Annotated in this window: 24 protein-coding genes; 7 read left to right on the forward strand and 17 right to left on the reverse strand. The window is 61.5% G+C overall.

Annotation, left to right across the window (positions count from 1 at the left end; translation table 11 throughout):
* Positions 1-2: 2 nt before the first annotated feature.
* Both tsaE and J1G35_RS11145 read right to left on the reverse strand, forming a co-directional pair.
* Complete coding sequence (gene tsaE / locus J1G35_RS11140) at positions 3-473, reverse strand: tRNA (adenosine(37)-N6)-threonylcarbamoyltransferase complex ATPase subunit type 1 TsaE (RefSeq protein WP_053139374.1); 471 nt, start codon at positions 471-473, stop codon at positions 3-5.
* Positions 461-1,321 carry an NAD(P)H-hydrate dehydratase gene (locus J1G35_RS11145; RefSeq protein ID WP_223014983.1) on the reverse strand — a complete coding sequence of 287 codons (861 nt, stop codon included), beginning with the start codon at positions 1,319-1,321 and terminating at the stop codon, positions 461-463. Before J1G35_RS11145 ends, tsaE begins: the two co-directional genes overlap by 13 nt.
* 63 nt (positions 1,322-1,384) lie before the next feature.
* Here J1G35_RS11145 and queG point away from each other — a divergent pair, with 63 nt between their 5' ends.
* On the forward strand, positions 1,385-2,449 hold the full coding sequence (gene queG, locus J1G35_RS11150; RefSeq protein WP_223014984.1) for a tRNA epoxyqueuosine(34) reductase QueG: 1,065 nt from the start codon (positions 1,385-1,387) through the stop codon (positions 2,447-2,449).
* Here the strand turns inward: queG and J1G35_RS11155 are convergent.
* Positions 2,446-3,063 carry a trimeric intracellular cation channel family protein gene (locus J1G35_RS11155; RefSeq protein ID WP_172681530.1) on the reverse strand — a complete coding sequence of 206 codons (618 nt, stop codon included), beginning with the start codon at positions 3,061-3,063 and terminating at the stop codon, positions 2,446-2,448. The two genes, queG and J1G35_RS11155, sit on opposite strands and share 4 nt — an antisense overlap.
* A gap of 182 nt (positions 3,064-3,245) precedes the next feature.
* Positions 3,246-3,788, reverse strand: a complete 543-nt coding sequence (gene orn / locus J1G35_RS11160; protein WP_010213620.1) for an oligoribonuclease — start codon at positions 3,786-3,788, stop codon at positions 3,246-3,248.
* A gap of 108 nt (positions 3,789-3,896) precedes the next feature.
* On the opposite strand from orn, the gene rsgA reads away from it, so the two are divergent.
* Positions 3,897-4,928 carry a small ribosomal subunit biogenesis GTPase RsgA gene (gene rsgA, locus J1G35_RS11165; RefSeq protein WP_053139368.1) on the forward strand — a complete coding sequence of 344 codons (1,032 nt, stop codon included), beginning with the start codon at positions 3,897-3,899 and terminating at the stop codon, positions 4,926-4,928.
* 44 nt (positions 4,929-4,972) lie between these two features.
* Here the strand turns inward: rsgA and motB are convergent, their stop codons facing one another.
* Both motB and motA read right to left on the reverse strand, forming a co-directional pair.
* Complete coding sequence (motB, locus tag J1G35_RS11170; protein ID WP_053139366.1) at positions 4,973-5,989, reverse strand: flagellar motor protein MotB; 1,017 nt, start codon at positions 5,987-5,989, stop codon at positions 4,973-4,975.
* Between the two features lie 3 nt (positions 5,990-5,992).
* A complete protein-coding gene (motA, locus tag J1G35_RS11175) occupies positions 5,993-6,844 on the reverse strand; it encodes a flagellar motor stator protein MotA (RefSeq protein WP_053139364.1) in 852 nt (283 codons plus the stop codon).
* A 167-nt stretch (positions 6,845-7,011) separates the two neighbouring features.
* On the opposite strand from motA, the gene J1G35_RS11180 reads away from it, so the two are divergent.
* Genes J1G35_RS11180 through asd form a run of 3 tightly spaced genes read left to right on the forward strand, consistent with a single transcriptional unit; the run spans position 7,012 to position 10,298 of the window.
* Positions 7,012-8,547 (forward strand): HDOD domain-containing protein, encoded by a 1,536-nt coding sequence (locus J1G35_RS11180; RefSeq protein WP_223014985.1) that lies wholly within the window; start codon positions 7,012-7,014, stop codon positions 8,545-8,547.
* A gap of 58 nt (positions 8,548-8,605) precedes the next feature.
* On the forward strand, positions 8,606-9,421 hold the full coding sequence (locus J1G35_RS11185) for a rhodanese-like domain-containing protein (RefSeq protein ID WP_223014986.1): 816 nt from the start codon (positions 8,606-8,608) through the stop codon (positions 9,419-9,421).
* Between the two features lie 16 nt (positions 9,422-9,437).
* Complete coding sequence (gene asd / locus J1G35_RS11190) at positions 9,438-10,298, forward strand: archaetidylserine decarboxylase (RefSeq protein ID WP_053139358.1); 861 nt, start codon at positions 9,438-9,440, stop codon at positions 10,296-10,298.
* Between the two features lie 110 nt (positions 10,299-10,408).
* Here the strand turns inward: asd and serB are convergent, their stop codons facing one another.
* The gene (serB, locus tag J1G35_RS11195; RefSeq protein WP_053139356.1) at positions 10,409-11,623 is read right to left on the reverse strand and encodes a phosphoserine phosphatase SerB; all 1,215 of its coding nucleotides are present in this window, start codon (positions 11,621-11,623) and stop codon (positions 10,409-10,411) included.
* 133 nt (positions 11,624-11,756) lie between these two features.
* Between serB and J1G35_RS11200 the strand changes: the two genes are divergently transcribed.
* Positions 11,757-13,289, forward strand: a complete 1,533-nt coding sequence (locus tag J1G35_RS11200; protein ID WP_053139354.1) for an AhpA/YtjB family protein — start codon at positions 11,757-11,759, stop codon at positions 13,287-13,289.
* A 241-nt stretch (positions 13,290-13,530) separates the two neighbouring features.
* Here the strand turns inward: J1G35_RS11200 and J1G35_RS11205 are convergent, their stop codons facing one another.
* From J1G35_RS11205 to J1G35_RS11240, 8 genes are all read right to left on the reverse strand, one after another.
* A complete protein-coding gene (locus J1G35_RS11205; RefSeq protein WP_053139352.1) occupies positions 13,531-14,241 on the reverse strand; it encodes an ABC-type transport auxiliary lipoprotein family protein in 711 nt (236 codons plus the stop codon).
* Positions 14,242-14,414: 173 nt separating this feature from the next.
* Positions 14,415-16,679 (reverse strand): DNA topoisomerase IV subunit A, encoded by a 2,265-nt coding sequence (gene parC, locus J1G35_RS11210; RefSeq protein WP_223014987.1) that lies wholly within the window; start codon positions 16,677-16,679, stop codon positions 14,415-14,417.
* Positions 16,680-16,752: 73 nt separating this feature from the next.
* Positions 16,753-17,748 (reverse strand): esterase-like activity of phytase family protein, encoded by a 996-nt coding sequence (locus J1G35_RS11215; RefSeq protein WP_223014988.1) that lies wholly within the window; start codon positions 17,746-17,748, stop codon positions 16,753-16,755.
* On the reverse strand, positions 17,748-19,652 hold the full coding sequence (gene parE / locus J1G35_RS11220) for a DNA topoisomerase IV subunit B (RefSeq protein WP_053139346.1): 1,905 nt from the start codon (positions 19,650-19,652) through the stop codon (positions 17,748-17,750). Before parE ends, J1G35_RS11215 begins: the two co-directional genes overlap by 1 nt.
* A gap of 54 nt (positions 19,653-19,706) precedes the next feature.
* Positions 19,707-20,315, reverse strand: a complete 609-nt coding sequence (locus J1G35_RS11225) for a YqiA/YcfP family alpha/beta fold hydrolase (RefSeq protein WP_223014989.1) — start codon at positions 20,313-20,315, stop codon at positions 19,707-19,709.
* Positions 20,316-20,364: 49 nt separating this feature from the next.
* Entirely contained in the window at positions 20,365-21,177 is an 813-nt protein-coding gene (gene cpdA / locus J1G35_RS11230) for a 3',5'-cyclic-AMP phosphodiesterase (RefSeq protein WP_053139342.1), read from the reverse strand.
* A 97-nt stretch (positions 21,178-21,274) separates the two neighbouring features.
* A complete protein-coding gene (locus J1G35_RS11235; protein WP_053139340.1) occupies positions 21,275-21,724 on the reverse strand; it encodes a DUF1249 domain-containing protein in 450 nt (149 codons plus the stop codon).
* The gene (locus tag J1G35_RS11240) at positions 21,715-22,332 is read right to left on the reverse strand and encodes an NUDIX domain-containing protein (protein ID WP_053139338.1); all 618 of its coding nucleotides are present in this window, start codon (positions 22,330-22,332) and stop codon (positions 21,715-21,717) included. The genes J1G35_RS11235 and J1G35_RS11240 overlap by 10 nt, the downstream gene beginning before the upstream one ends.
* Positions 22,333-22,524: 192 nt before the next feature.
* Here J1G35_RS11240 and J1G35_RS11245 point away from each other — a divergent pair, with 192 nt between their 5' ends.
* A complete protein-coding gene (locus tag J1G35_RS11245; protein ID WP_223014990.1) occupies positions 22,525-23,271 on the forward strand; it encodes an RsiV family protein in 747 nt (248 codons plus the stop codon).
* Here J1G35_RS11245 and cytX read toward each other — a convergent pair.
* The gene (cytX, locus tag J1G35_RS11250) at positions 23,240-24,529 is read right to left on the reverse strand and encodes a putative hydroxymethylpyrimidine transporter CytX (protein WP_223014991.1); all 1,290 of its coding nucleotides are present in this window, start codon (positions 24,527-24,529) and stop codon (positions 23,240-23,242) included. The two genes, J1G35_RS11245 and cytX, sit on opposite strands and share 32 nt — an antisense overlap.
* 178 nt (positions 24,530-24,707) lie before the next feature.
* Positions 24,708-26,597 carry a phosphomethylpyrimidine synthase ThiC gene (gene thiC, locus J1G35_RS11255; RefSeq protein WP_223014992.1) on the reverse strand — a complete coding sequence of 630 codons (1,890 nt, stop codon included), beginning with the start codon at positions 26,595-26,597 and terminating at the stop codon, positions 24,708-24,710.
* Between the last annotated feature and the right edge of the window lie 83 nt (positions 26,598-26,680).

Consider the following 26,680-nt stretch of genomic DNA (forward strand, 5'->3'; position numbering starts at 1 on the left):
AATTATTTGAATTCCAAAGCCAGAGCGGCACACCACGACTCACCGCGCGCGCCCTGGGGCAACAACTTCAGCTGACGTCCGTGATCATGCGGCGTAATGGTAATGGTCAGGTCCGGCTTTGGCAAAAAGCCTGTGCCTTTATCTGGCCACTCAATCAGACACAACGCCTCTTCATCGAAGTAATCCCGGATACCCATGAACTCGAGTTCTTCGGGGTCCACCAGGCGGTAGAGGTCGAAGTGGAAAGCCCGCACTGCGCCGATCTCGTAGGGCTCAACCAGGGTGAACGTGGGACTCTTTACCGCCCCCGTATGACCCAACCCACGAATGATGCCCCGGGACAGCGTGGTCTTGCCCGCCCCCAGGTCGCCTTCAAGAAAGATCAGGCCTGACCCGGTCGTGACCTGGGCAATACGCTGACCTAACGCGACCATGGCCTCTTCATCGGCCAGGAAAAGGATTACTTCAGACACGGCGACTGTTCCTCCAGCAATTGACGAATGGCGGGTATCAGGTCGCTGGCGGCCAGCCCGCGACCAAAGCTGCCCTGGCGATCCCCGGCGGTGGCGTGCAGCCAGACGGCCAGGCAGCTTGCCTCATAAGCCTGCATGCCCTGGGCCAGCAACGCGCCCACCAGGCCGGCCAAAACGTCACCGAGGCCTGCCGTCGCCATCGCCGGATGGCCTTGATCGCAGCGCGAAACACGCCCGTCCGGACTGGCAATCAAACTGCCAGCACCTTTGAGGATAGCCACTGCATTGAATTTCTGGCTCAGCGCGCGCGCCACCTTAAGACGGTCGGCCTGAACCTCGGCTGTCGAAATCCCCAGCAAGCGCGCGGCCTCCCCCGGATGCGGGGTAATCACGCAATGGGCCGGCAGGCTCACGCTGCCAACTGCCAGCTGATTGAGAGCATCGGCGTCCCAGACTTGCGGCAGCCGGGCATTGGCCGCGACAGACAATAGGCTTTTACCCCAGGCGGCTTCGCCCAGGCCGGGACCAATCACGATCACCGAGATTTTTTCCAGCAAGCCCATCAACTGGTTGGCCGAACTCACGCCGACAGTCATGACTTCCGGCACACGTGCCAACGCGGCCGGCACGTGCTCAAGGCGAGTGGCCAGGGACACCATGCCCGCACCACTGCGCAAGGCGCTTTCGGCGCCGAGCAGCGCGGCGCCGCCAAAGCCCCGGTCGCCGCCAATCATCAGCAGGTGACCGAACTGGCCTTTATGGGCGTCCGGGGAACGCGCAGCCAGTTGCGGCAAATGGCCGTGCAACAAAGGCTGAACGTCGGTTATTTCGTGTTTTGTCTGCGGCATGCGTCTTCAAGCTCCGATGTCTGGCAGAATTATACGCATCTAACCTGTGGTTTCCCGTGTCTCATGCCCGCTATTACTTCCGATCTGCCCGCCCTCGCCCAATCGATCAAAGACTGGGGCCGCGAGCTGGGCTTTCAACAAGTCGGCATCAGCGGCCTGGACCTGGCTGAGCATGAACAGCACCTGCAACGCTGGCTCGACGCGGGCTACCACGGCGAGATGGAATACATGGGCGCCCATGGCAGCAAACGCTCGCACCCGGACGAACTGGTACCGGGCACCCTGCGCGTGGTATCGCTGCGCATGGATTACCTGCCCGGCGACACGCAGATGGCGCAACTGCTGGCAAAACCGGAAAAAGCCTACATCTCCCGTTATGCCCTGGGCCGCGACTACCACAAGCTGATCCGCAAGCGCGTGCAGCAATTGGCCGACCGTATCCAGGCGCAGATCGGCCCTTTCGGCTTTCGCGCCTTTGTCGACAGCGCGCCCGTGCTGGAAAAAGCCATTGCCGAACAAGCCGGACTGGGCTGGATCGGTAAAAACACCCTGGTGCTCAATCGCAAGGCCGGCAGTTATTTCTTCCTGAGCGAGCTATTTGTGGATTTGCCGCTGCCGGTCGATCCGCCGCACAGTACCGAACACTGCGGCCGCTGCACCGCCTGCCTGGATGTCTGCCCGACCAATGCGTTTGTCGGCCCCTATGTACTGGACGCCCGGCGCTGTATTTCCTACCTGACCATCGAACTCAAAAGCGCGATCCCTGAAGACCTGCGCCCGCTGATCGGCAACCGGGTATTCGGCTGCGATGACTGTCAGATCGTTTGTCCGTGGAATCGTTTCGCGCGACCCACTGCCGAAAGCGATTTCAAGCCACGGCACAACCTGGACAACGCCGAGCTGGCGGAACTGTTTATGTGGGATGAGGATAAATTCCTCAGCAGTACCGAAGGTTCACCGTTGCGCCGCGCCGGTTACGAACGCTGGTTGCGCAACCTGGCGGTGGGCCTGGGCAACGCGCCGTCGAGCATTCCGGTGCTGGAAGCCTTGAAGGCGCGTCGGGATTACCCATCGGAGCTGGTGCGCGAACATGTGGAATGGGCGCTGAACCAACACGCAGCACGCTAGTGCACGTCGTCGTTATAGACGAACTTGGGCATTTCCCAGTGAAATCGAATCGCCAGCAGGCGCAATAGAAAGCCGCTGAACAGGGTCAGCAGAATCGCCTGCTCGCTCGGCAACTCCAGGTAAAGGCACAGCAGGTAGAACCAGGCAGCGAGGAATGACACGCTGGCGTACAGTTCACGGCGGAAGATCAGCGGAATGTCGTTGCAGAAAATATCCCGCAGAATGCCGCCGAAGACGCCGGTGATCACCCCGCTGACCGATGCCACCAGCATGCCGTGGCCCATTTCCAGGGCGGTCATGCAGCCGATCAGCGTGAACGCGACCAGGCCCACGGCATCCAGCGCGAGGAACAGCGAGCGCAGATGGCGCATCAACGGCGCGATAAAGATCGTCACAAGCGCCGCGACGGAGGTCAGCACCAGGTATTCCGGATGTTTGACCCACGTCAGCGGGTAATGGCCGAGCAATACATCACGTACCGAGCCGCCGCCCAACGCCGTCACGCAGGCGATCAACACCACGCCAAACCAGTCCATGCCGCGCCGACCGGCGGACAAGGCGCCGGTCATGGCTTCGGCGGTGATGGCGATGAGGTAGAGCATCAGCAGCATGATGGCGATCCTTGCAAAGAGGCCGGCAGTCTAATCATTTGCTGATGGCACCAAAAGGGGGCGTTTGGCGATAAAACGAGTTGCCTGCCATCGGGAGCAAGCCCCCTCCCACACTTGGACCTGGGAATACATTCAAGTGTGGGAGCTGGCTTGCCTGCGAAGGCGCCCGGTCAGCCGCCTCCGTTTCAAGCCTTGATAAAATGCTTGCGGTAGTGCTGCAGCTCGGCGATCGACTCGCGAATGTCATCCAGCGCCAGATGGGTGCTGCCTTTATGGAAGCTGTCTTTGACTTCCGGCGCCCAGCGCGCGGCCAGTTCCTTGAGCGTGGACACGTCCAGGTTGCGGTAGTGGAAGTAGCTTTCCAGCGCCTTCATGTGGGTATAAAGGAAGCGGCGGTCCTGGCAGATGCTGTTGCCGCAGATCGGCGACTTGCCCTTGGGCACCCACTTTTCCAGGAAGGCAATGGTTTCGGCTTCGGCTTCGGCCATGCTGATGCGGCTGTCACGCACACGCTGGGTCAGGCCGGAGTTGCCGTGGGTGCGGGTGTTCCACTCGTCCATGGTGGCGAGCACGGCGTCGCTGTGGTGGATCGCGATCACCGGACCTTCGGCCAAGGTGTTGAGGTTGCTGTCGGTGACAATGGTCGCCATCTCGATGATGACGTCGGTGTCAGGGTTCAGACCGGTCATTTCCAGATCGATCCAAATCAGGTTCTGTGGGTTTTGCATGGCTTGATTCTCTTGGCACCTTGGCGTAGCTGCGCAGTTTAGCAGGCGGGGCCGTGCTAGACTCGCGACCGTTTTACCTAACCTTTGCATTATCGACACGGAACACCAATGGCCAAACGCCAGCTCAATCGTCGCCAAAACTGGCGCATCGAAAAGATTCAAGGTGAGCGCGCCGCACGCGCCGCCAAACGCGAATCCTCCGCCGTGGACGCGCTCGAGGGCGGCGACCTGGGGCCCGAACAAACGGGCCTGGTGATCGCGCACTTTGGTGTGCAGGTCGAAGTCGAGGCGCTGGAAGGCGAGCTCGCGGGCCAGGTGTTCCGCTGCCACTTGCGTGCCAACCTGCCTGCGCTGGTAACCGGCGACAAGGTGGTCTGGCGTGCCGGCAACCAGGGCATCGGCGTGATCGTCGCCCAGCTGCCGCGTACCACCGAACTGCGCCGCCCCGACAGCCGCGGCCAGCTCAAGCCGGTAGCGGCCAACGTCGACATGATCGTCATCGTCTTTGCACCGTTGCCCGAGCCTCATGCCAACCTGATCGACCGCTACCTGGTGGCGGCCGAACATGCCGGCATTCGCCCGCTGTTGCTGCTGAACAAATTCGACCTGATCGACGAGCAGAATGCCCCGGCGCTCAACGCGCTGCTGGCGGTCTACCGCACCCTGGGCTACCCAGTGCTGGAAGTCTCGGCGCATCACGGCAACGGCATGGAACAGCTGCAACAGCAGTTGGACGGACGCATCAGCGTATTTGTCGGCCAGTCGGGCGTGGGCAAATCTTCGCTGGTCAACAGCCTGCTGCCGGAAGTCGACACCCGCGTGGGCCCGTTGTCGGAGCTGTCCGGCCAGGGCACCCACACCACCACCACGGCGCGGCTGTTCCACTTCCCGGGCGGCGGTGAGTTGATCGACTCCCCAGGTATCCGTGAATTCGGCCTCGGCCATGTCAGCCGCAGCGATGTGGAAGCGGGCTTTATCGAATTCAACGACCTGATCGGCACCTGCCGCTTCCGCGACTGCAAGCACGATCGCGAGCCAGGCTGTGCCCTGCTCAAGGCGCTGGAAGATGGCCGCGTGCAGCAGCAGCGGATGAACAGCTATCGGTCGATTATTGCGAGCTTGCCGGAAAGCAGTTACTAAACAAACAACAAGGCCGCGATGATCGCGGCCTTGTTGTTTATGGCTTATGAACCCGTCGCAGGTACCGTCGGGTCTTTCACGCCGCCGTCATCAAACAGATTAAGCTTCTGCCGCAGCTCATGGGCCGGCAATGGCTCCTGTCCTGGCGGAATGGCATGTGGATCGGCCGGTACTTCACCCGGCGCACCTGCTCCCGGGGTCGGTTGTGGTGGCGGCTGATCACCTTCAATCGCACGCTGGGCCTTTTTGGTCAGCACGACGATATCGATGCGACGGTTGATCGGGTTGAACGGATCCTTCGCATCAAACAGTTGCGAAGACGCAAAACCCACCACGCGTGCCACTTGCGGATCCGGATAGCTGCCAGCCACCAGCGCTCGACGCGCCGCGTTGGCGCGGTTGGCTGAAAGCTCCCAGTTGCCAAAGTCACCCTGGCCCGCATACGGCTTGGCGTCGGTGTGGCCGCTGATGCTGATCTTGTTCGGCACCGCCTTGATGGTGTCGGCCATGGCCAGCAGGATGTCTTCAAAGTACGGCTTCAAGCGCGCGCTGCCAGAGTCGAACATCGGCCGGTTGGCGGCATCGGTGATCTGGATGCGCAAACCATCCGGAGTGATCTCGAACGAAATCTGATCCTTGAACTTCAGCAGTTGCGGGTTTTCCTCGACCTTGGTCTGCAATTCCTGCAGCAACAGCTCAAGACGCTCCTGCTCGACCTGCTCGGCCATGGCCTCGACAGTATCGCGCTCGATCGGGATTTTCTCCTGCGGCGCCTCGGTTTTGACTTCCGGGTTGATGGTGCGCTCAGGCGCCAGCTGCGGCGAGCCGCCGAGGTCGATCACGAAGGGCGTGCCGCTTTCCGAAAAACCAATCGGGTCCTTGAAATAGCCGGCGATGGCGATCTTCTGTTCAGGTGTGGCCGTGGACATCAGCCACAACACCAGGAAGAACGCCATCATCGCCGTCGCAAAGTCGGCGAAGGCGATTTTCCAGGCGCCGCCATGGTGCCCCGCAGCGAAGCGCTTGACGCGCTTGATGATTATCGGCTGGTTGTTTTCCATGGCTTAGCGACCGCGAACCGCTTGTTCCAGCTCGGCGAAGCTTGGGCGATGCTTCGGGTACAGCACCTTGCGACCGAACTCCACCGCCAACGAAGGCGGCATGCCGGAAGCAGAGGCTACCAGGCTGGCCTTGATCGACTCGTACAGGTTGATTTCTTCCTTGGCGTCGTGGGCCAGGGAGGTCGCCAGCGGGCCGAAGAAGCCGTAAGCCGCGAGAATACCGAAGAAGGTACCTACCAACGCCGCACCTACGTGCATACCGATGGCCGCCTGGTCACCTTCGCCCAGGGAGGCCATGGTCACCACGATACCGAGTACCGCCGCGACGATACCGAAGCCGGGCATGCCGTCGGCCACACCGGTTACGGCATGGGAAGGATGCTCCAATTCTTCCTTGAGGCTGAACAACTCCATGTCGAACAGGCCTTCCAGCTCATGGGGAGCCATGTTGCCGGAGGACATGATGCGCAGGTAATCGCAGATGTACGCGGTCATGCGCTCATCTTTGAGCACCGCCGGGTACTTGGCGAAAATCGGGCTGGCCGCAGCGTCTTCGATGTCGGCCTCGATGGCCATCATGCCTTCGCGGCGGCTTTTGTTGAGGATCTCGTAAACCAGGCCCAACACTTCCAGGTAGAAGGTGTGGGTGAAACGCGAACCGAACATGCCCAGCGACTTCTTGATCACGTGCATGGTCATGTAGCCGGGGTTCGCCTGCAAAAAGGCGCCCAGTGCCGCACCACCAATAATCATCACCTCGAAAGGCTGGATCAGTGCCGCAATTTTACCGTGGGACAGGACGTACCCGCCGAGCACGCTCGCGAAGACGACGATAATGCCGATAATTTTAGCCATAGGAGATGAGTACTTGCGCCGTCGGGTTCATGGACATATTTGGGGGAACTGGAAAACTCTTGTTCTACTTATCGGCAAAACTGCGCCAGACTATAGCCCGTTAAGGCGAAAAGCCAGTTCGGCCCGCTCCGGGCGTGTTGACCGCAAGTGATGATCGCGCCCCAATCATGGCTAATGAAACGACAGTCCCAACTGCAAAACCTACTTCTCTCGCCGCTTGGATCAAGCGCCTGGACGACGTGCTGCTGCCCGTCCCCCAGGCCAGCCACGACCGCGTGTGCAAAGCCATCCGCGATAGCCGCAGTTCGTTGCGAGATATTGCCGAGCTGATGCAAAACAGCCCGGCCCTTGTACTCAGCGTCATGCGCGAGGCCAACAGCCACACCCATGGCAGCCTCGCGGCACCGGCGGAAAACCTCGAAGTGGCGCTTAACCGCCTGGGCCTCAAACGCGCCGAGGAGCTGCTGGCACGCCTGCCGTCTGTGCCAGCCCATGAAATTCCCGTTGCGTTGCGCCAGCTGTTGCTGGTCAGCCAGCACGCCTCGCAACAAGCCAACGGCTTGTTCGGCAGCCGCCTGGCGCGGCTGTGGCAGGACATTCACTGGGGCAGCCTGCTGTTTCTGTCACCGCTGTGGCCGATGGCCGTTGCCTACCCCAAGCTCCTGGAAGAATGGGAACTGCGGGTCATCCACAAAGGCGAGTCGGCACGCAAGGTCGAGCAGGCATTGTTCGGCGTACGCCTGCTGGACCTGTGCCTCGGCCTGACCGAGACCTGGCACCTGCCGATCTGGGTATCTCAGGGGTATACCCTGCTGCGGAACGAGCAGCGCTTGCTGGTCAAGGCACTGCATATCGCTCGCGAAGACGACCCACTGCGTCACCAGCAATTACTCGACGCCGAACCCAACCTGCGCCGCTGGCTGAACCAGCCGGCCAACACGGTGCTGCTGGCCAACGGCTTGGCGATGTCGGCCCAGGAGTCCTGGACCTGCCCGCACACCCAGCGCTGGCAATACCTCACCGCGCTGTACCTGCAACAGCCCCTGAGCGAAGTGCAGCAACAGGCCCACCAGCAAGCCGTCACCAGTGCCCGCGACACCTTGATGCCCGATCTCTGGCACCCGGCGCTGTCGCTGATCTGGCCGTGGCATGTGCAAAAAATTCATCGCGGCCTGCTGCCGGCACCACCGCCCACCGCCGAAGCGCTGGCCGTCTGGCGCAAGCGTTGTACCGAACTGCTGGTGGAGCCAAGCCGCTTTGCCAACGCCATGCATTTGACCACATGCGCCAAGGAAGCCTTGGTGGCCAGCGGTATGCAGCGCGTCCTGCTGTTTATGGCCGATCGCGCCCTGAGCACCTTGCGCGTACATCAGGCCGACGGCTTGCCGAAGGACGCCGCCAACCTGAGCCTGGATGTGGTCAACAGCACGCTGCTGCAGCGCCTGCTGGAGAAGTCCGCCCAGGTGCGCTTAACGCCGGAAAACCACGCCCAGTTCTCGGCACTGCTGCCGCCGATCCTGCGCCGCCTGTTCACTGGCGAGCACCTGTTGTTGCGCTCCATGAGCTGCAACGGTCGCGTGGTGATGGTGATGGTCGCCGACCAGGGCGGCGGGCCGTTCTCGGAAACCACCGTGCAGGCCTTCGGTAAAACCGCCCAATGCATCGAGAAAGCCCTGCACAGCTTTACCAACCGCAGCGCTTGATGCTTGCGCTACAATCGCCGTCCTTTAATCGCCGACATTTGTGCCCAGGAGACCTCACATGCCTGACTTCTCTGGCTTGCCGCTGGTGATCGAATCCAGTGACCTGCTCGGTCAACTGGATGCCGAACACCTGATTCTGGTGGACCTCACCAGTGCCGCCCGCTACGCCGAAGGGCACATCCCCGGCGCGCATTTCGTTGACCCCAAGCGCACCCAACTGGGCCAGGCGCCGGCACCCGGCCTGCTGCCCGGCAAGGCCGATCTTGAGAAACTGTTCGGCGAACTGGGCCACACGCCCGACGCTACCTATGTGGTCTATGACGACGAAGGCGGTGGCTGGGCCGGGCGCTTCATCTGGCTGCTCGACGTGATCGGCCACCAGAAATACCACTACCTGGATGGCGGCCTGCTGGCGTGGCTGGAGGGCAAACATCCGCTCTCCACCGATGTGCCCGCCCCGGCCGGCGGCCCGGTCAGCCTTACGCTGCACGATGGCCCCACCGCTACCCGCGAATACCTGCAGAGCCGCCTCGGCGCCGCCGACCTGGGGATCTGGGATGCGCGCGGGCCGCTGGAATATTCCGGCGAGAAAGTGCTCGCGGCCAAAGGCGGCCATATCCCCGGCGCGGTGAACTTCGAATGGACTGCGGGCATGGACAAGGCGCGCAACCTGCGCATCCGCCGCGACATGCCACAGATCCTGGAAGACCTCGGGCTGACCAAAGACAAAGAAATCATCACCCACTGCCAGACTCATCACCGCTCTGGCTTCACCTACCTGGTGGCCAAGGCGCTCGGTTATCCGCGAGTCAAAGGTTATGCCGGTTCCTGGGGCGAATGGGGCAACCACCCCGACACCCCCGTCGAGATTTAAGGTTTAAGGACAGTAAATGAAAAAGCAGTTGTTTATCCTCAGCCAGTACCTGCTGCCGCACCACCTGCTGTCGCGGTTGGCCGGTTGCGTCGCCGAGTGCCGCGTGCGCTGGTTCAAGAATGCCTTCACCACGTGGTTCGCCAAGCGCTATCAAGTGGACATGTCCCAAGCCCTGGTAGAAGACGTGACCGCTTACGAGCACTTCAACGCCTTCTTCACCCGCGCCCTGAAAGACGGCGCCCGCCCACTGGACCAGACCCCTGGCGCAGTGCTGAGCCCAGCCGATGGCGCGGTCAGCCAGTTGGGTCCTATCGAACATGGCCGTGTGTTCCAGGCCAAAGGCCACAGCTTCAGCGTGCTGGAACTGTTGGGCGGTGATGCAGCGGTCGCAGCGCCGTTTATGGGCGGCGACTTCGCCACCATCTACCTGTCGCCGAAGGACTACCACCGGGTGCATATGCCTCTGGCCGGTACCCTGCGCGAAATGGTCTACGTGCCTGGGCGGATTTTCTCGGTGAACCAGACCACCGCCGAAAACGTGCCAGAGTTGTTTGCGCGTAACGAGCGTGTTGTCTGCCTGTTCGACACCGAACGCGGCCCGATGGCCGTGGTATTGGTGGGCGCAATGATTGTGGCGTCGATTGAAACGGTATGGGCCGGACTGGTCACCCCGCCGAAACGCGAGCTGAAAACCTTCCGCTATGACGAAGCCGCACGCGCGCCGATCCATCTGGAAAAGGGTGCGGAGTTGGGTCGTTTCAAGCTGGGCTCGACTGCGATCGTGCTGTTCGGGCCGGATCAGGTGAAGTGGGCAGAAGAATTGGTGGCGGGTTCGCCGGTGCAGATGGGCCAAGGTATCGCTTTACCTAAAGCCTGACACCGACCCCCATGTGGGAGGGGGCTTGCTCCCGATAGCGGGGTATCAGTCAACACATCAGTGACTGAACCACAGCCATCGGGGGCAAGCCCCCTCCCACATTTAGTCAGTTACAGCTGACCGTCGCGGTCGCGAAAGCCCAGCAGATACAGCACGCCATCCAACCCCAAGGTCGAAATCGCCTGCTTGGCCGATTGCTTGACCAATGGCTTGGCGCGGAACGCCACGCCCAAACCAGCAATTGCCAGCATCGGCAAGTCGTTGGCGCCGTCACCGACCGCAATGGTCTGCTCCAGACGCAAACCTTCCTTGTGGGCCAATTCCTTCAGCAGATCCGCCTTGCGCTGTGCATCGACAATCGGCTCAACCGCCACGCCGGTCACCTTGCCATCCACCACTTCCAGCTCGTTGGCGAACACATAGTCGATGCCCAGCTTGGCCTGCAATTGCTTGGCGAAGTAGGTAAAGCCGCCCGACAGGATCGCAGTCTTGTAGCCCAGGCGCTTGAGTTCGGCGAACAAGGTTTCGGCGCCTTCGGTCAGGCGCAGCGACGCGCCGATGGAGTCCAGCACGCTCACGTCCAGCCCCTTGAGCAAGGCCAGGCGCTCCTTGAAGCTGGCGCGGAAATCCAATTCGCCGGCCATGGCGCGCTCGGTGATCGCGGACACCTGCTCACCCACGCCGGCCGCCTTGGCCAATTCGTCGATAACTTCGGCTTCGATCAGCGTGGAGTCCATGTCGAACACCGCCAGGCGGCGATTGCGGCGGAACAGCGAATCTTCCTGGAAGGCGATATCGACATTCAGCTCCTGGGCCACGCTGAGGAATTCGGCGCGCAGGGCCTGCGGGTCGGCCGGTTCGCCGCGCACGGAGAACTCGATGCAGCCCTTGCCCTTGTCGGCGGGGGTGTCCAATGGCATGCGGCCCGACAGACGGTCGATATGGTCGATGTTCAAACCATACTGCGCGGTGATGGAGCTGACGCGCTGCAGCTGTTCGGCGGTGACCTTACGGGTCAACAGCGTCACGATATGGCGCTTCTTGCCCTGGCCGGCCACCCACTGCTGGTAATCCTCTTCGGATACCGGGGTGAAACGCACCTGCTGATCGAGCTTATACGCCGTAAACAGGATGTCCTTGAGCACCGACGAGGCCTGCTCGGTGCTGGGGATTTCCACCAGGATGCCGAACGACAGCGTGTCGTGGATCACTGCCTGGCCGATGTCGAGAATGTTCACACCACCCTGGGCCAGAACGCCGGTAATGGCTGCGGTAAGACCTGGGCGGTCTTCACCAGTGATGTTAATCAGGACAATTTCGCGCAAGGCGCACCCCCAGGCTGGAAAAAAACCGCATTCTACCCACTTTCAGTGACCATCGGGCACAGCCAGCGCTTTGCCGGTCTTGGGCCTGTCGCTATACTGCGCGTCAACTTCACGGACCAAGAGCCGAGCTCAAGTGAACCGGCCCACGCCAGTAAAAACCGACAACTTCTTCCTGCTGATCTTCCGGGCACTGCGCCACCGCCGTGTACCGATCGCATTACGCATCGCCAGCCATAACGTGATCCTGGTCGCCCTGGCCCTGGTGATCTACGCCTGCGTGATGGGTTTGCAATTCAAGCAGGCCATGCACGAGCAAGCCGACGCCCTGGGCGAGAGCCTGACCACTCAGACCGCCACTTCGGCGACTGAGCTGCTGGTGTCCAATGACATCCTCAGCCTCAACGTGCTGCTCAACAACCTGACCAAGAACCCGCTGGTGGCCCATGCGGCCATCTACAGCGTGGACAACCGCATCATGGCCGAAGCCGGGCAGCGCCCGAAAAACGGCCTGCTGGGCGAAGCCGAAGGCCTGTACCAGAGCAATATCACGTTTCAGGATGTGAAGGCCGGCCAACTGCGTATCAGCCTCGACATGCAACAGTTCCAGCAGCCGATGACCATCAGCCTGCAAAGCATGGGCATCCTCAGCGCCATCCTGCTGGCATTGGCCCTGGCCCTGAGCTTGCGCCTGGGGCGGCATATCTCCACGCCGCTCATGCAACTGCGCATCTGGCTGCGGGATATCGACGAGCACACCCCGGCTACCGACCGCCAGGATGAAATCGGCGACCTTGCCCGTCAGTTGCACGCCAGCTTCGCCCCGGAACCGGTGGTGCCCGAAGTCGAGCCAGAGCCTGAATACGACGACACCGATTACGACGACGAACCAGAGTTCGAAGTGCGCAACCTGCGCGACCCGGGCTTCGACGAGCGCCCTCCGGTGGCGGGCCTCAAGCCGGCACCGCGCCATGCATTCAAGGCCGAGGAAGACGAGCTGGACGATGAAGACCCCTTCGCCGACCTGCGCGATACGTCAGCCGACAGCAGCGCAATCGCCCCCAAGGCAGCGCCGGTACGCAGCAGCGAGCCGCAGTACAGCGCTGTGCTCGCCGTGCAACTGGGTGCCCAGGACCAATTGCGTCGCCTGCCTCGCGCACGCTTGACCGAACTGCTGGAACGCTACCGCGACTGCCTCGACCAGGCCGCCTCGCTGTACCAGAGCGAACTGCACACCCTGAACGACGGCAGCACGCTGATGCTGTTCCACAGCGAAGACAGCGGCGAAGACTACCTGACCAATGCAATCTGCTGCGGCGAGCTGTTGCGCGCCCTGGGCCATGAATTGCAGATCGAAGTCGCCGACAGCGGCATCACCCTGCAACTGCAACTGGGCCTGACGGTGGGGGATGATCTGTTTGGCATGAGCCAGATCGACCTGCTGCTGACTGAAAACGCCCAGGACGCACTGGCCTTGTCCCAACACAGCCGCAACCTGCTGCTGGTGGAGCGCAAGATCAGTGAAGACACGCTGATCCGCCAACGCGCGCGCATTCGTCCGATTGCCAGCCCCGAAGGGGCAAGCTGTGTGGAGCGGTTGATGGAGCCGTATCCCTCGATGCTGGAGCGGCAGTTGGCGCGGATGCACGAGACCCGCGCAAAGCCCTGAAGAACACCGCCGGACTAATGTCTCCTGTAGGAGCGAGCTTGCTCGCGAAAAACGTCAACGATAACGCGTTGTTCCTGAATGAACGCGGCGCCTGTGAGTTTTTCGCGAGCAAGCTCGCTCCTACAAAAAGCATTAGGGCTTGCCCCCTCCTACATTTGGATCTCAACAAGCCTCCAGTAAATCGCACACAAGCAAAAGGCCCGCTGAATCAGCGGGCCTTTTTGCTTATCTGCGATTCAGATCAGAACCTGAACACTTCCATATCCGTACGGATCGGCGTAGCCATCGGCATCTTCGGCTTTTGCGGTTCTGCCGGCTTGGCCTGGGCCGGAGCCTGCTTTCGCGGTGCCTCGGCAATCGGCGGCTGGTTGGCCAAAGGCTTGAGGGCCACCGACAATTGCTGCGCCAATTGCTGCAACAGCACGCCCTGGGCCTGAACCTGGGACGCGGTGGTGCCGGCGTGTTCTTCCTGCAAGTGCACGATGCGGTTATCACGCACCTGGCCACGACGGTCGATCAAGCGCCATTGCGCATCGAGGATCGCCGGTTGCGACTTACCGGAATCGAGCCGGGTAATGGTCAGCAAGACCTGCACATCCGGGCTGAAGCCGGTGGGCGCAGGCGCCAGGACCACGCGTTGGCTGTCCAACTGGCCGGCCACCTGACGCAACATCAACTGGTTGATGTCAGACGATAAACTGCCCGCCCAACGACCATCGGTGGAACCTTGCAGGCTGCCATCGTTCTGACGTTGCAGCAGGGTTTCGCGTTGCAGGTAGTCAGCGACGACCACCGGGCCCAGCAAAACGGCCATGCCAGCGTTCTGGGCTGGCTGAGCTGGACTTCCGCTGTCCAGCTGGTACAGCGACACCGGCTGGTGTGTGCTGCAACCCGCCAACCCCAGAAGGCCAGCGAGCATCAAAAATAGAGGAAGGCGTGGAGCAGTCATCATCCCATCCAGGTGGCTGCCACAAGGCGAACCACAATGTAATACTAAAAATAACCTAAACACGCTCGGCCACGCCGGCGCTGGAAAGGCCATATCATCCGTGAATATGCGCCATGACTCCAGCGCCAAAGCGTCGATCTACGCTTTAAACCGTAGATCGAGGGCTCTAATACGCCTTAAACCGGCGTTTCCACCAGCAAAGCATCCACACGCTGGAAGCCGCGAGGCAGTTTATTACCGCGACGGCCACGCTCGCCCTTGTAATGTTCCAAGTCGTCAGGACGCAGTGACAACGTGCGCTTGCCGGCCTGGAGCACCAGGGTGGCGCCTTCCGGGATCACGGCGATGTCGGTCACATACTCTTCGCGACTGGCCACCCGCTCGCCGGGAATCCCGATAATCTTGTTGCCCTTGCCTTTGCCCAACTGCGGCAAATCGCTGATCTTGAACACCAGCAAGCGCCCTTCGGTGGTCACCGACGCCAGCCAGTTGCTCTCGCGATCATCCACCGGACGCGGCAGGATCACCTTGGCGTTGTTCGGCAGGCTCAACAGCGCCTTACCGGCTTTGTTCTTGGCCTGCAGGTCTTCACCCTTGACCACGAACCCGTAACCCGCGTCGGAAGCGATCACATACAACGAGTCATCATCCGGCAGCAGCACACATTCAAAATTCGCCCCAGGTGGCGGCGTCAGACGACCGGTCAACGGCTCGCCCTGGCCACGCGCCGACGGCAAGGTGTGGGCCGGAACCGAGTAACTGCGCCCGGTGGAGTCGATAAACACCGCAAACTGATTGGAACGTCCGGCCGCAGCAGTCTTGAAGCCATCACCGGCTTTGTACGACAAGCCAGTGGCGTCAATATCATGCCCCTTGGCGGAGCGAACCCAACCCTTTTCCGACAGAACGACGGTAATTTTCTCGTTAGGCAGCAGCTCGGTTTCTGTCAGGGCCTTGGCTTCGGCACGCTGAACGATTGGCGAACGGCGGTCGTCGCCATAGGTTTCGGCGTCTTTGATCAACTCGGTGCGCACCAGCTTTTTCAGCTTGGCTTCGCTGCCCAGCAGGGCTTGCAGCTTGGCTTGCTCCTTGAGCAGCGCGTCTTGCTCATCGCGCAGCTTCATTTCTTCCAGGCGTGCCAACTGACGCAGACGGGTGTCGAGGATGTAGTCGGCCTGGATCTCGCTCAACTCGAAACGCGCGATCAACTCGGCTCTCGGGTGCTCAGCGGTGCGGATGATGTGGATCACTTCATCCAGGTTGAGGTAGGCAATCAGCAAGCCGTCCAACAGGTGCAGACGGCGCTCGACCTTGTCGAGGCGGAACTGCAGGCGCCGACGTACGGTTTGTATCCGGAACTCCAGCCACTCGACCAGCAGATTGCGCAGGTTTTTCAGCTGCGGCTTGCCGTCCAGGCCAATGATATTGACGTTGACCCGGTAGCTGGACTCCAGCTCCGTGCTGGCAAATAGATGCTGCATCAGCACTTCGTGGTCGACCCGGCTGTTGGTCGGGATGATCACGATGCGGCATGGGTTTTCGTGGTCGGACTCGTCACGCAAGTCAGCGACCTGCGGCAATTTCGACGGCTTGGCCTGCATCAGCGCAGCAATCTGCTCCAGCACCTTGGCACCGGACACCTGGTGCGGCAGCGCGGTGACGATAATGTCGCCGTCTTCGATGTGATACACAGCGCGCATGCGCACCGAGCCCTTGCCGGTTTCGTACATCTTCAGCAAGTCGGCGCGCGGCGTGATGATTTCCGCTTCGGTCGGGTAATCCGGGCCCTGGATATGTTCGCAGAGCTGCTCGACCGTGGCTTTGGGCTCGTCCAGCAAGCGTACACAGGCGCTGGCGACTTCGCGCAGGTTGTGCGGCGGTACGTCGGTGGCCATGCCGACCGCGATACCGGTGGTGCCATTGAGGAGGATATTCGGCAAACGTGCGGGCAACACCAGCGGTTCGTCGAGAGTACCGTCAAAGTTCGGCCCCCAGTTGGCGGTGCCTTGGCCCAACTCGCTGAGCAGTACTTCCGAATACCGCGACAGGCGCGCTTCGGTGTAACGCATGGCGGCGAAGGACTTGGGATCATCCGGCGCACCCCAGTTGCCCTGGCCGTCGACGAGGGTGTAGCGGTAGCTGAACGGCTGGGCCATCAGCACCATGGCTTCGTAGCACGCCGAATCGCCGTGGGGGTGGAATTTACCGAGCACGTCACCGACGGTTCGCGCCGACTTCTTGTGCTTGGAGTCGGCGTCCAGGCCCAACTCACTCATGGCGTAGATGATGCGCCGCTGCACGGGCTTCAGACCGTCGCCGATATGCGGCAAGGCACGGTCCATGATCACGTACATGGAGTAGTTGAGGTAGGCATTTTCGGTGAAGTCAGCCAGCGACCGGCGTTCTACGCCGTCTAAGCTGTCTGCGAGGATGTCACTCATGCGGGCCTCATCATTGTTTGGTAAGGCGTAGCGGAAATGCCGCCGCGCCGGATCGATTCAAAAAAATAGCGGCTCATGGCTGGGCGCTCCAGCCACCGGCAGGGGCGGCGAAACGATAGACCACGGGGCGTTTTTCACCATCGGCGCGGGGGCCGAAATTGTTGTCGATGCCCAGCAAGGCACCCTCGGCGTCGATCACCAGGGCTTCGGCCAGACCGTAAGGTTGGGCATAACGGCGTTCGGGCGTCAGGGTTTCGTCGGCGAACGACCAGCACAACTCGACCTTGGCCGTGACCGCATCGCGCCGGCATATCTGAAACGCATTGCGCTCCAGGGTAAACAGTTTGCCGTTGAACAGCGCGAGGTCGGCGAAATCCTTGGACACCGCCTTGGCATTAGTGAACTTGGCCGGCTGCATTTCCTGGCCAGCCTCGCTCAGCAACACGCAGGGGCCGTCACAATCCCACACGCTTTGCGGGCGCTTGATAGAGATGAGGCCGCGCCGCTCACGCTCCGCAGCCAGCCAGATCTGATTACCTTCGGGGTTGATCGCCAGGCCCTCGAATAAGGCGTTGAAGTGCAGCAACATGCCACTGGCCCGGGCTTCGCGCACCATGCTCGGGGCGATCTTCAACCATTCCGGCGCACCGTTCACCGGCACTCTCAGCACCGCCGCATGGGCTTCACTGACAATGTAGCGATTACCCGCGGCATCGCAGCTGATGCCTTCAAAATCCAGGTCGCCACCACGAATGAACGAAGCAGCCTTGGTGCGCGAACGCAGCCCCCAGGGCAGCCCGGATTCCGGCACCGGCGGTACATCGATTTTTACCGTTTCGGCTTGCCAGGTCGGCGCACTGATATCAAGCCGATAGATCTGGTCGTCATCACGATCGGAAACCGTCCACAGCTCCTTGCCGCACAGCGCCAGCCCCGAGAGGTTACCGCCGCGCATGCCGTCCACCGGATGTTCGGACACCAGCGTGAGCTCAGCCACGGGCGCAGCGGCGACCTGAGTCGCTACCAGCCCGCTCAACATCAGGATCGCCAGGGCGAAACCTGTGCGCATCAGCCCAGAACCTCGGCGAGGTTGCCTTTGGATTCCAGCCAGGACTTGCGGTCCGGTGCGCGTTTCTTCGCCAGCAGCATGTCCATCATTTCCGAGGTGGCGGCGAAGTCTTCCAGGGTCAACTGCACCAGGCGCCGGGTGTTCGGGTCCATGGTGGTTTCGCGCAGTTGCGGCGGGTTCATTTCACCCAGGCCCTTGAATCGCGTGACCTGCGGCTTGCCGCGTTTCTTCTCGGCCACCAGGCGGTCGAGGATGCCATCGCGCTCGGCTTCGTCCAGGGCGTAGAAAATCTCCTTGCCCAGGTCGATCCGGTACAGCGGCGGCATGGCGACGTAGACGTGACCGGCATCCACCAACGGGCGGAAGTGCTGCACGAACAACGCGCACAGCAGGGTCGCGATGTGCAGGCCGTCGGAGTCGGCGTCGGCGAGGATGCAGATCTTGCCGTAGCGCAACTGGCTCATGTCCGCCGCGCCCGGGTCGACGCCGATGGCCACCGCGATGTTGTGCACTTCCTGACTGGCAAGGACTTCGCTGCCATCGACTTCCCAGGTATTGAGGATCTTGCCGCGCAACGGCAGGATCGCCTGGAATTCCTTGTCCCGCGCTTGCTTGGCGGAACCACCGGCGGAGTCACCTTCGACCAGGAACAGTTCGGAGCGCATCGGGTCCTGCCCGGCGCAATCGGCCAGCTTGCCGGGCAATGCCGGGCCCTGGGTGATGCGCTTGCGCTCGACTTTCTTGCTGGCCTTGAGGCGACGGCCGGCGTTGTTGATCGCCAGTTCCGCCAGGGCCAGGCCCAGTTCCGGATGCTCGTTGAGCCACAGGCTGAAGGCATCCTTGACCACACCGGAGACAAACGCCGCCGCTTCGCGGGACGACAGGCGCTCTTTGGTCTGGCCGGAGAACTGCGGCTCCTGCATTTTCATCGACAGTACGAACGCAATGCGCTCCCACACGTCTTCCGGCGCCAGCTTGACGCCGCGCGGCAGCAGGCTGCGGTACTCGCAGAATTCGCGCATGGCATCCAGCAAGCCCTGGCGCAAACCATTGACGTGGGTGCCGCCCTGGGCGGTGGGGATCAGGTTGACGTAGCTTTCCTGCACGCTGTCGCCGCCTTCGGGCAACCACAGCAGCGCCCAATCGACGGCTTCCTTGTTACCGGCCAGGCTGCCGCAGAACGGCTCGTTGGGCAGGCGTTCGAAGTCGCTGACGGAATCTTCCAGGTAGGAGCGCAGGCCGTCTTCGTAGTGCCACTCGACCTTCTCATTGGTGCCTTTGTCTTCAAAGGTCACCAGCAGGCCCGGGCACAGTACGGCCTTGGCCTTGAGCACGTGCTTGAGACGGCTGATGGAGAATTTCGGCGAGTCGAAGTACTTAGGGTCCGGCGCAAAGTACACGCTGGTGCCGGTGTTGCGCTTGCCAACGGTGCCGATCACCTGCAGGTCGGTGGCTTTGTAGCCATCGGCGAAGGTCATCTCGTACTCGTTGCCGTCGCGCTTGACCTTGACCCGCACCAGGGTCGACAGGGCGTTGACCACGGAAATACCCACACCGTGCAAGCCGCCGGAGAACTGGTAGTTCTTGTTGGAGAACTTGCCGCCGGCGTGCAGCTTGGTGAGGATCAGCTCGACGCCCGACACGCCCTCTTCCGGGTGAATATCCACGGGCATGCCACGACCATCGTCGGACACTTCCAGGGAGTGGTCAGCGTGAAGAATGACGTGCACCGACTTGGCGTGCCCGGCCAAGGCTTCGTCGACACTGTTGTCGATGACTTCCTGGGCAAGGTGGTTCGGCCGACTGGTGTCGGTGTACATGCCGGGGCGTTTGCGCACCGGGTCGAGGCCCGAGAGGACTTCGATGGCGTCGGCGTTATAAGAGCTAGCGCTGGGAGTGGCCATGGGGTCTCGTCGTGAGTCGTTCGATTAAAAAGTAACCTGCGATTTTCAAGGCAATTACAGTGCCGAGAAATCGAAAGATTGATACTGATCTGCGCCAATGCCGGCAAAACTCAACAGCACCGGCAATTGCTGGGCGAACCCCTGGTAACCATGGTCGCCACCGGCCTGGATGCGCAAGGCACAGGCCCGGTAATACTGCTGGGCGAGGCGATAATCCAGGGTTTCATCCCCAGTCTGCAACCACACCTGGTAACGCGCGGCATCCTGGGGAGCCGGTACTTCCAGCTCGGCCAGCGCCGTGACGTGGTCGTGGGTCAGTTCCCAGGTTTCATCGGTGTAGAGGTTCTTCTGGGTGCCCAGGTAACCGTCGAACATCCGATGGGGGCTGACCGCCGGGTTGACCAGCAACGCCTTGAGGCCATGGTGCTCAGCAAGATGGGTTGCATAGTAGCCGCCGAGCGAGCTGCCGACTAGCAGCGGCCGCCCCAGCTGGGCAATGGCTTCCTCCAATTGAGGAATTGCCTGACGCGGATGGTGATGCAGGGCCGGCACGCGCAGTTGATCGGCCAGGCCGAGGGCATCCATCACGGTGATCAGTTGGCTGGCCTTGTTGGACGCAGGCGCGCTGTTGAAACCGTGGATATACAGGATCGAAGCGGACATGCCGGGCTCTCCGTGCTTCAGCCAAAGAGGCGCAGTTTACAGGTAAATCTCAGTAGCCGTTGCTACCGTAATCCACCGTAAATGCAAAGCCGACCAGGCGCTCTACCCCGGTTTCCAGCCGTCCGTCGGCATGCAGACGCAACCAGCGATAGCCCGGCGCCTGCTCGCTGACCTTGAAATCTTCGCTGCCCGGCGCGAACTGGATGCAGGTGGACGGCGAGGCCAGCAGGCGCACGCCATTACGCTCGCGGTCTATTTCCTGGTGCACATGGCCCCAGAGCAGCGCCTTGACCTGCGGAAAGCGGTCGAGCACTGCAAACAAGGCCTCTGGATTGCGTAGGCCGATGGGTTCCATCCAGGCACAGCCGATGGACACCGGGTGATGGTGGAAACACACCAGGTGATGGCGGTCAGGGGCTTCGCTCAAGGCTTGAGCCAGCAATTGCAGCTGTGAATCCTGCAGGTAGCCCGGCACCGAGCCCGGCACGGCGGAGTCGAGCAGGGTGATGCGCCAGTTGCCGACATCCACCACGGGCTCCAGCAGGTCACTGTGCGCAGCGGCGTGCACCATAATCTGCGGTTCGTCGTGATTGCCGGGAATCCAGCGCGCCGGGGCTTCGATCTGCTGAGTCAGGTCACGAAATGCCTGGTAAGACTCCAGCGTACCGTCCTGGGACAAGTCCCCCGTGGCCACTATCAGGTCGATGTGCGGGTGTTGCTGACGCACCCGTTCGATCACGCGTTGCAGGCTGTCACGGGTGTTCATGCCCAACAGCGAACCGTCGGCCTCGGCAAACAGGTGGCTGTCGGACAGCTGCACCAGCAGCGCAGCATCGGGGTTCAAGGTGGATACGCTCGGCAAGGCGCTCTCCCAAGGCAATCACAGGAATATAGAGTTGGAGCGATTATGCTGGGGCAGGACGCAAAGAGGAAACCCAGGAAGCAGACGCAGTTCACATCTACCGCACGACTGCGAACTCATGGCCCAGGGCCAGACAGTGGCTCAACCATTCACCGAGGAACACATTGAGCTGTGCTTTCTCATCGGGCTGGTGCATGAACACATTCGGGTAAGGATAGATGCTGCGAAAGCGCCGCGCATGTTCGGCGCTGATGACTTCGGCCATTCGTGCATCGTGGTAGACCTGCACTTCCAACTGCGGCACCGGCAGCCATGGCAGGCTGTGTTCCTGACGTACGCGCAAGGTGGTGGTGTACGGGCAATTGACGATGACCTCCAGGGCCAGCACGCCCAGCATCTGGTCGCCATGGGTCACGCCGATGCGCCGCGCCTCCGGGGCGTGGCGCATGTCGGGCAGAAGGCGCATCAGCCGCGCATAGTTGGCCTCGCAGGCGGCTTGCAGCCCGATCAGGTCGACTCGATAACGTTCCCGTGCCTTTACTGCCATAACCCCCTCACTTCCGCGCGATTAAGCGCAAGCCATTGCAGGGCGATAATGCTGGCTGCGTTGGAAATCTTACCGTCGCGAACGGCTTGCAGGGCGTCTTCAAATGCCCAGACCGTAACGCGGATATCTTCTGCTTCTTCTTCCAGCCCATGCACACCACCGACGCCTGTGCTGTCGCAACGCCCCAGATACAAGTGCACGAACTCAGTACTGCCGCCGGGCGACGGGAAATACTTGGTGATCGGCCAGAGTGCGGAGAAGGTCAAGCCAGCTTCCTCCTCGGCTTCGCGGTGTGCAACCTCCTCCGGCTGCTCGTCCTTGTCGATCAGGCCAGCGACCATCTCGATCAGCCAGGGATTGTCGGTACGGCCCAAGGCCCCAATGCGGAACTGCTCGTTCAGCACCACCTCATCGCGCTGCGGATCGTAGGGCAGTACACACACGGCATCGTGACGGACGAAGACTTCGCGATTGATCACTCGGCTCATGCCACCCGCGAATTTTTCGTGGCGCAGTTGCACGCGATCAAGCTGGTAGAAGCCCTTATAGGCATTGTCGCGCTGAACAATTTCGATCGTGCTCGGCGTCGATTTCGCAATGTCCGTCATATCCGTCCTCATCATGTCCCATGCAATTCGCGCCATCCTAACGCGCTCGCGCCCTTGGATGCAGCCCCTTTCCAGTTGCCGGGATAGACGGCGGGCGTCAAACTCACTCTAATCAGCTTAGTGGCGAACTGACTGCCCCGCCGGTAGTCGAAGCTGCACAATTTCGCTCTTATCGATAGACGAAGGACATCCATGTCGCTTTTAAAAATCGCCTCCGTGGCCTGCATCGCCTTGACCCTCGGCGCCTGCCAAAGCCTGTTTCAACCCAGCTTCCGCACACCGCTGGAAGCCACCCGCGACGCCAGCGAGCAGAGCAAGCCGGGCTGCGCCGCCAGCGATTGCCCGCTGGTGAACATCGACACCGTTCATTTTGCCAAGGAACCCAAGCTGGACGCGTTGATCGAGCAACGCCTGCTGGAGATGACGCGCACCAACGCGGGCGACCCGCTGCCGTCGAGCCTTGAGTCTTATCGCGAGCAATTCCTCAGCACCGCCGCCCCACGCAACAGCATGTACTTGCAGGCCAAGGTACGCGAGCAGCATGACGGTTTGGTAATCATCGAGCTGTCCAGCTACCTGGACCAGGGCGCCACCCATGGCGAGCCTGGCCGCGCGTTCATCAACTATTCGCGCCAGCAGCAAAAGGCCCTGTGGCTGAGCGATATGCTGCTGCCAGGCAAGGAAGAGGCGTTTTGGAAAGCCGCCCAGGTGGCGCACAACAGCTGGCTGATCAGCACCCGCCTGAGCCTGGAACCGGAGTTCGTGAAAACCTACCCGTTCCAGAAAACCCCGAACGTGGCGCTGACCTATGGTGGCGTGATCCTCAAGTACCCCACCAGCACCATCGCGCCGTATGCGTTGGGCCATGTCGAGTTGCAGATTCCCTACTCGCGCCTGGAAGGCATCCTCAAGCCCGAGCTGGTGCCCGCGCGCCGCTGAAGGCACGCCCCAGGATGAACTGCAACAGCCCTGCCAGCACCAGCGCCGGCAGGGTCGCGCCGATCTCCGGGTACAGGTTGGCCAACAGGTGATACGTAGCGATGCCGCCCAGCCAGGCCAACAGTGCCGGCCAACGCAGGCTGGCAATCACACCCTGGCCACGACGGCGCAGGATGAAATGATCCACCAGCACCACGCCGAACAACGGCGCAAACACTGAGCCGATCAGCAGCAGGAAGTTCTGGTATTGCGCCAACGGTGCAAAATAGGCGACCAGGGTGCAGATCACACCGATGGCCAGGGCCAGGTGCTCGACCTTCAAGCGCAATAGAATCCCGCTGGACACCGCCGCCGAGTGAATATCGGCAAAGGCGTTTTCCGACTCGTCCAACAGGATCAGCAACAGCGGAATCCCCAGGCCGGCCCCGGCCAGCGCCAGCAGCAGCGCATTCACTTCACCGCTGGGCGCAAACGCCAGGGTGTAGGCCACGCCCAGGCTCATCAGCCAGAAATTACCAATAAAGAAGCCCAGCGCCGTACCGCCAAACACACTCTTGGCGCGCTTGCCGAAGCGTGAGTAATCGGCAATCAGCGGCAACCACGACAGCGGCATGGCGATGGCGATATCAAAGCCGACGGCAAAGGGCATCGAACCGTCACCGGCCTGGGCCCAGAGTGCGGCGAGATCGGCCTTGGCGAACAGGTTCCAGGTCAGCCACAGGCAGGCCGCCAGCAGCAGCCAGATGCCCCATTTGCGCAGGATCTGCCGTACGAACGTCAAGGGCCCGCTGACCGCCAGCAAGGTCGCCAAACCGCCGAAGAACAGTGTCCACAACAACGGACTGGCCAATAGGCTGCCGTCGCTGAATGCCCGCGCGCCCAACAGGCTGGCGGCATCGCGCATCACGATGATTTCGAACGAGCCCCAGCCGATCAGTTGCAGCAGGTTCAACAACGCCGGCAGGCTCGCACCTTTGGCCCCGAGGCTGAGCTTGAGGGCGGCCATGGCGGACAGCCCGGTGTCACTGCCGATCACACCGACGGCAGCCAGCAACAGCACGCCGACCAGGGTGCCGAGGAAAATCGCCAGCAATGAACCGGACAAGCCCAGCCCCGGCGCGAGCAATGCGCCGGTCTGCAGGACCATCAGGCCGATGCCGAGGGAGAACCACAGGGAGAACAGGTCGCGGGCGCCGAAGACGCGTTTGTCAGCAGGCACCGCGATGTCGGGGGAGTAGGTGCTGGGTTGAATGCTCAAGGGTGTTATCTCTGAGGGGCATTTTTTGTTTGAAAGATTGCTATCGGGGCCCCCCCCCCACACATTGGATCTGCTGTGAACACAAAAACTGTGCATACCTCAGTCAAAATGTGGGAGGGGGCTTGTCGAGTCGTCGCACCGCCCCGATGACGGCGGTGCAGGCACCGCCATCTCTGGATCAGACCTTCTTGTACAGCTGACTACCTTCCTGCTTGAACCGCTCCGCCTGCTCTGCCAAGCCCTTGGCCACGTCCACATCCACCGCTTCAATGCGTTGGTTGGCCGCGTACTCACGCACTTCCTGGGTGATTTTCATCGAGCAGAACTTCGGCCCGCACATTGAACAGAAGTGCGCGACCTTGGCCGAGTCTTTCGGCAGGGTTTCGTCGTGGTATGAACGCGCAGTGTCCGGGTCCAGGCCGAGGTTGAACTGGTCTTCCCAGCGGAACTCGAAGCGCGCCTTGCTCAAGGCATTGTCGCGAATCTGCGCCCCCGGATGCCCCTTGGCCAAGTCCGCCGCGTGGGCGGCGATCTTGTAGGTGATGATCCCGGTCTTCACGTCATCCTTGTTCGGCAGGCCCAGGTGCTCCTTGGGCGTGACGTAGCAGAGCATGGCGCAACCGAACCAGCCGATCATCGCCGCACCGATGCCGGAGGTGATGTGGTCGTAGCCCGGCGCGATGTCGGTGGTCAGCGGGCCGAGGGTGTAGAACGGCGCTTCGTCGCAGCATTCGAGCTGCTTGTCCATGTTCTCCTTGATCAACTGCATCGGCACGTGGCCGGGGCCTTCGATCATGGTTTGCACGTCGTGCTTCCAGGCGATCTTGGTCAGCTCGCCAAGGGTTTCCAGCTCACCAAACTGCGCGGCGTCGTTGGCGTCGGCAATCGAGCCCGGGCGCAGGCCGTCGCCAAGGGAGAAGCTGACGTCATAGGCCTTCATGATTTCGCAGATTTCGTCGAAATGCGTGTAGGTGAAGTTCTCTTTGTGGTGCGCCAGGCACCACTTGGCCATGATCGAACCGCCACGGGACACGATGCCGGTGACGCGCTTGGCGGTCAGCGGTACGTAGCGCAGCAGCACACCGGCGTGGATGGTGAAGTAATCGACGCCCTGCTCGGCCTGTTCGATCAGGGTGTCGCGGAACAGCTCCCAGGTCAGGTCTTCGGCGGCGCCGCCGACTTTTTCCAGGGCCTGGTAGATCGGCACGGTACCGATCGGCACCGGCGAGTTGCGGATGATCCACTCGCGGGTTTCATGGATGTGCTTGCCAGTGGACAGGTCCATCACCGTATCCGAGCCCCAGCGAATGCCCCAGGTCAGTTTCGCCACTTCTTCTTCGATGGACGAACCCAGGGCGCTGTTGCCGATGTTGCCGTTGATCTTCACCAGGAAGTTACGGCCGATGATCATCGGTTCCAGTTCGGTGTGGTTGATGTTGGCCGGGATGATCGCGCGGCCACGGGCGATTTCTTCACGGACGAATTCGGGGGTGATGATCTTCGGCACGCTGGCGCCGAAGCTGTGGCCGGCGTGTTGCTGGTCGAGCAGGCCACTGGCGCGGGCTTCTTCAAGCTTCATGTTTTCGCGGATGGCGACGTATTCCATCTCGGCGGTGATGATGCCTTTGCGCGCGTAATGCATCTGGGTGACGTTGGCCCCGGCCTTGGCGCGGCGCGGGTTCTTCACATGAGCAAAGCGCAGGGCGGTCAGTTCGGCATCGCTGAGGCGCTGCTGACCGAAATGCGAGCTCAGGCCGCTCAGGCGCTCGGTGTCCCCACGGGACTCGATCCACGGCGAGCGTACATCGCCCAGGCCTTTGCGTACGTCGATGATGACGTTGGGGTCGGTGTAGGGGCCGGAGGTGTCGTAGACCACCACGGGGGCGTTGATTTCACCGCCGAAGTCGGTGGGGGTTACGTCCAGGCTGATTTCACGCATCGGCACGCGAATGTCCGGGCGGGTGCCCTGCACGTAGATTTTTTGCGAGCGGGTAAAGGGTTGCACGGAGCCGGAGTCGACCTTGGCCGATTCACTCAAGTGCACGGTGTTTTTTAATTTTGTACTCATCACGGGCTCTCCAACTATCCAGGCGGTGGATTTTTGTCGGAGCGAACCTGTGACGGATGGACGCACTGAAACCAGTGCTGTGC

The organism is Pseudomonas sp. SH10-3B (genome assembly GCF_019891415.1).
GTDB lineage: Bacteria > Pseudomonadota > Gammaproteobacteria > Pseudomonadales > Pseudomonadaceae > Aquipseudomonas.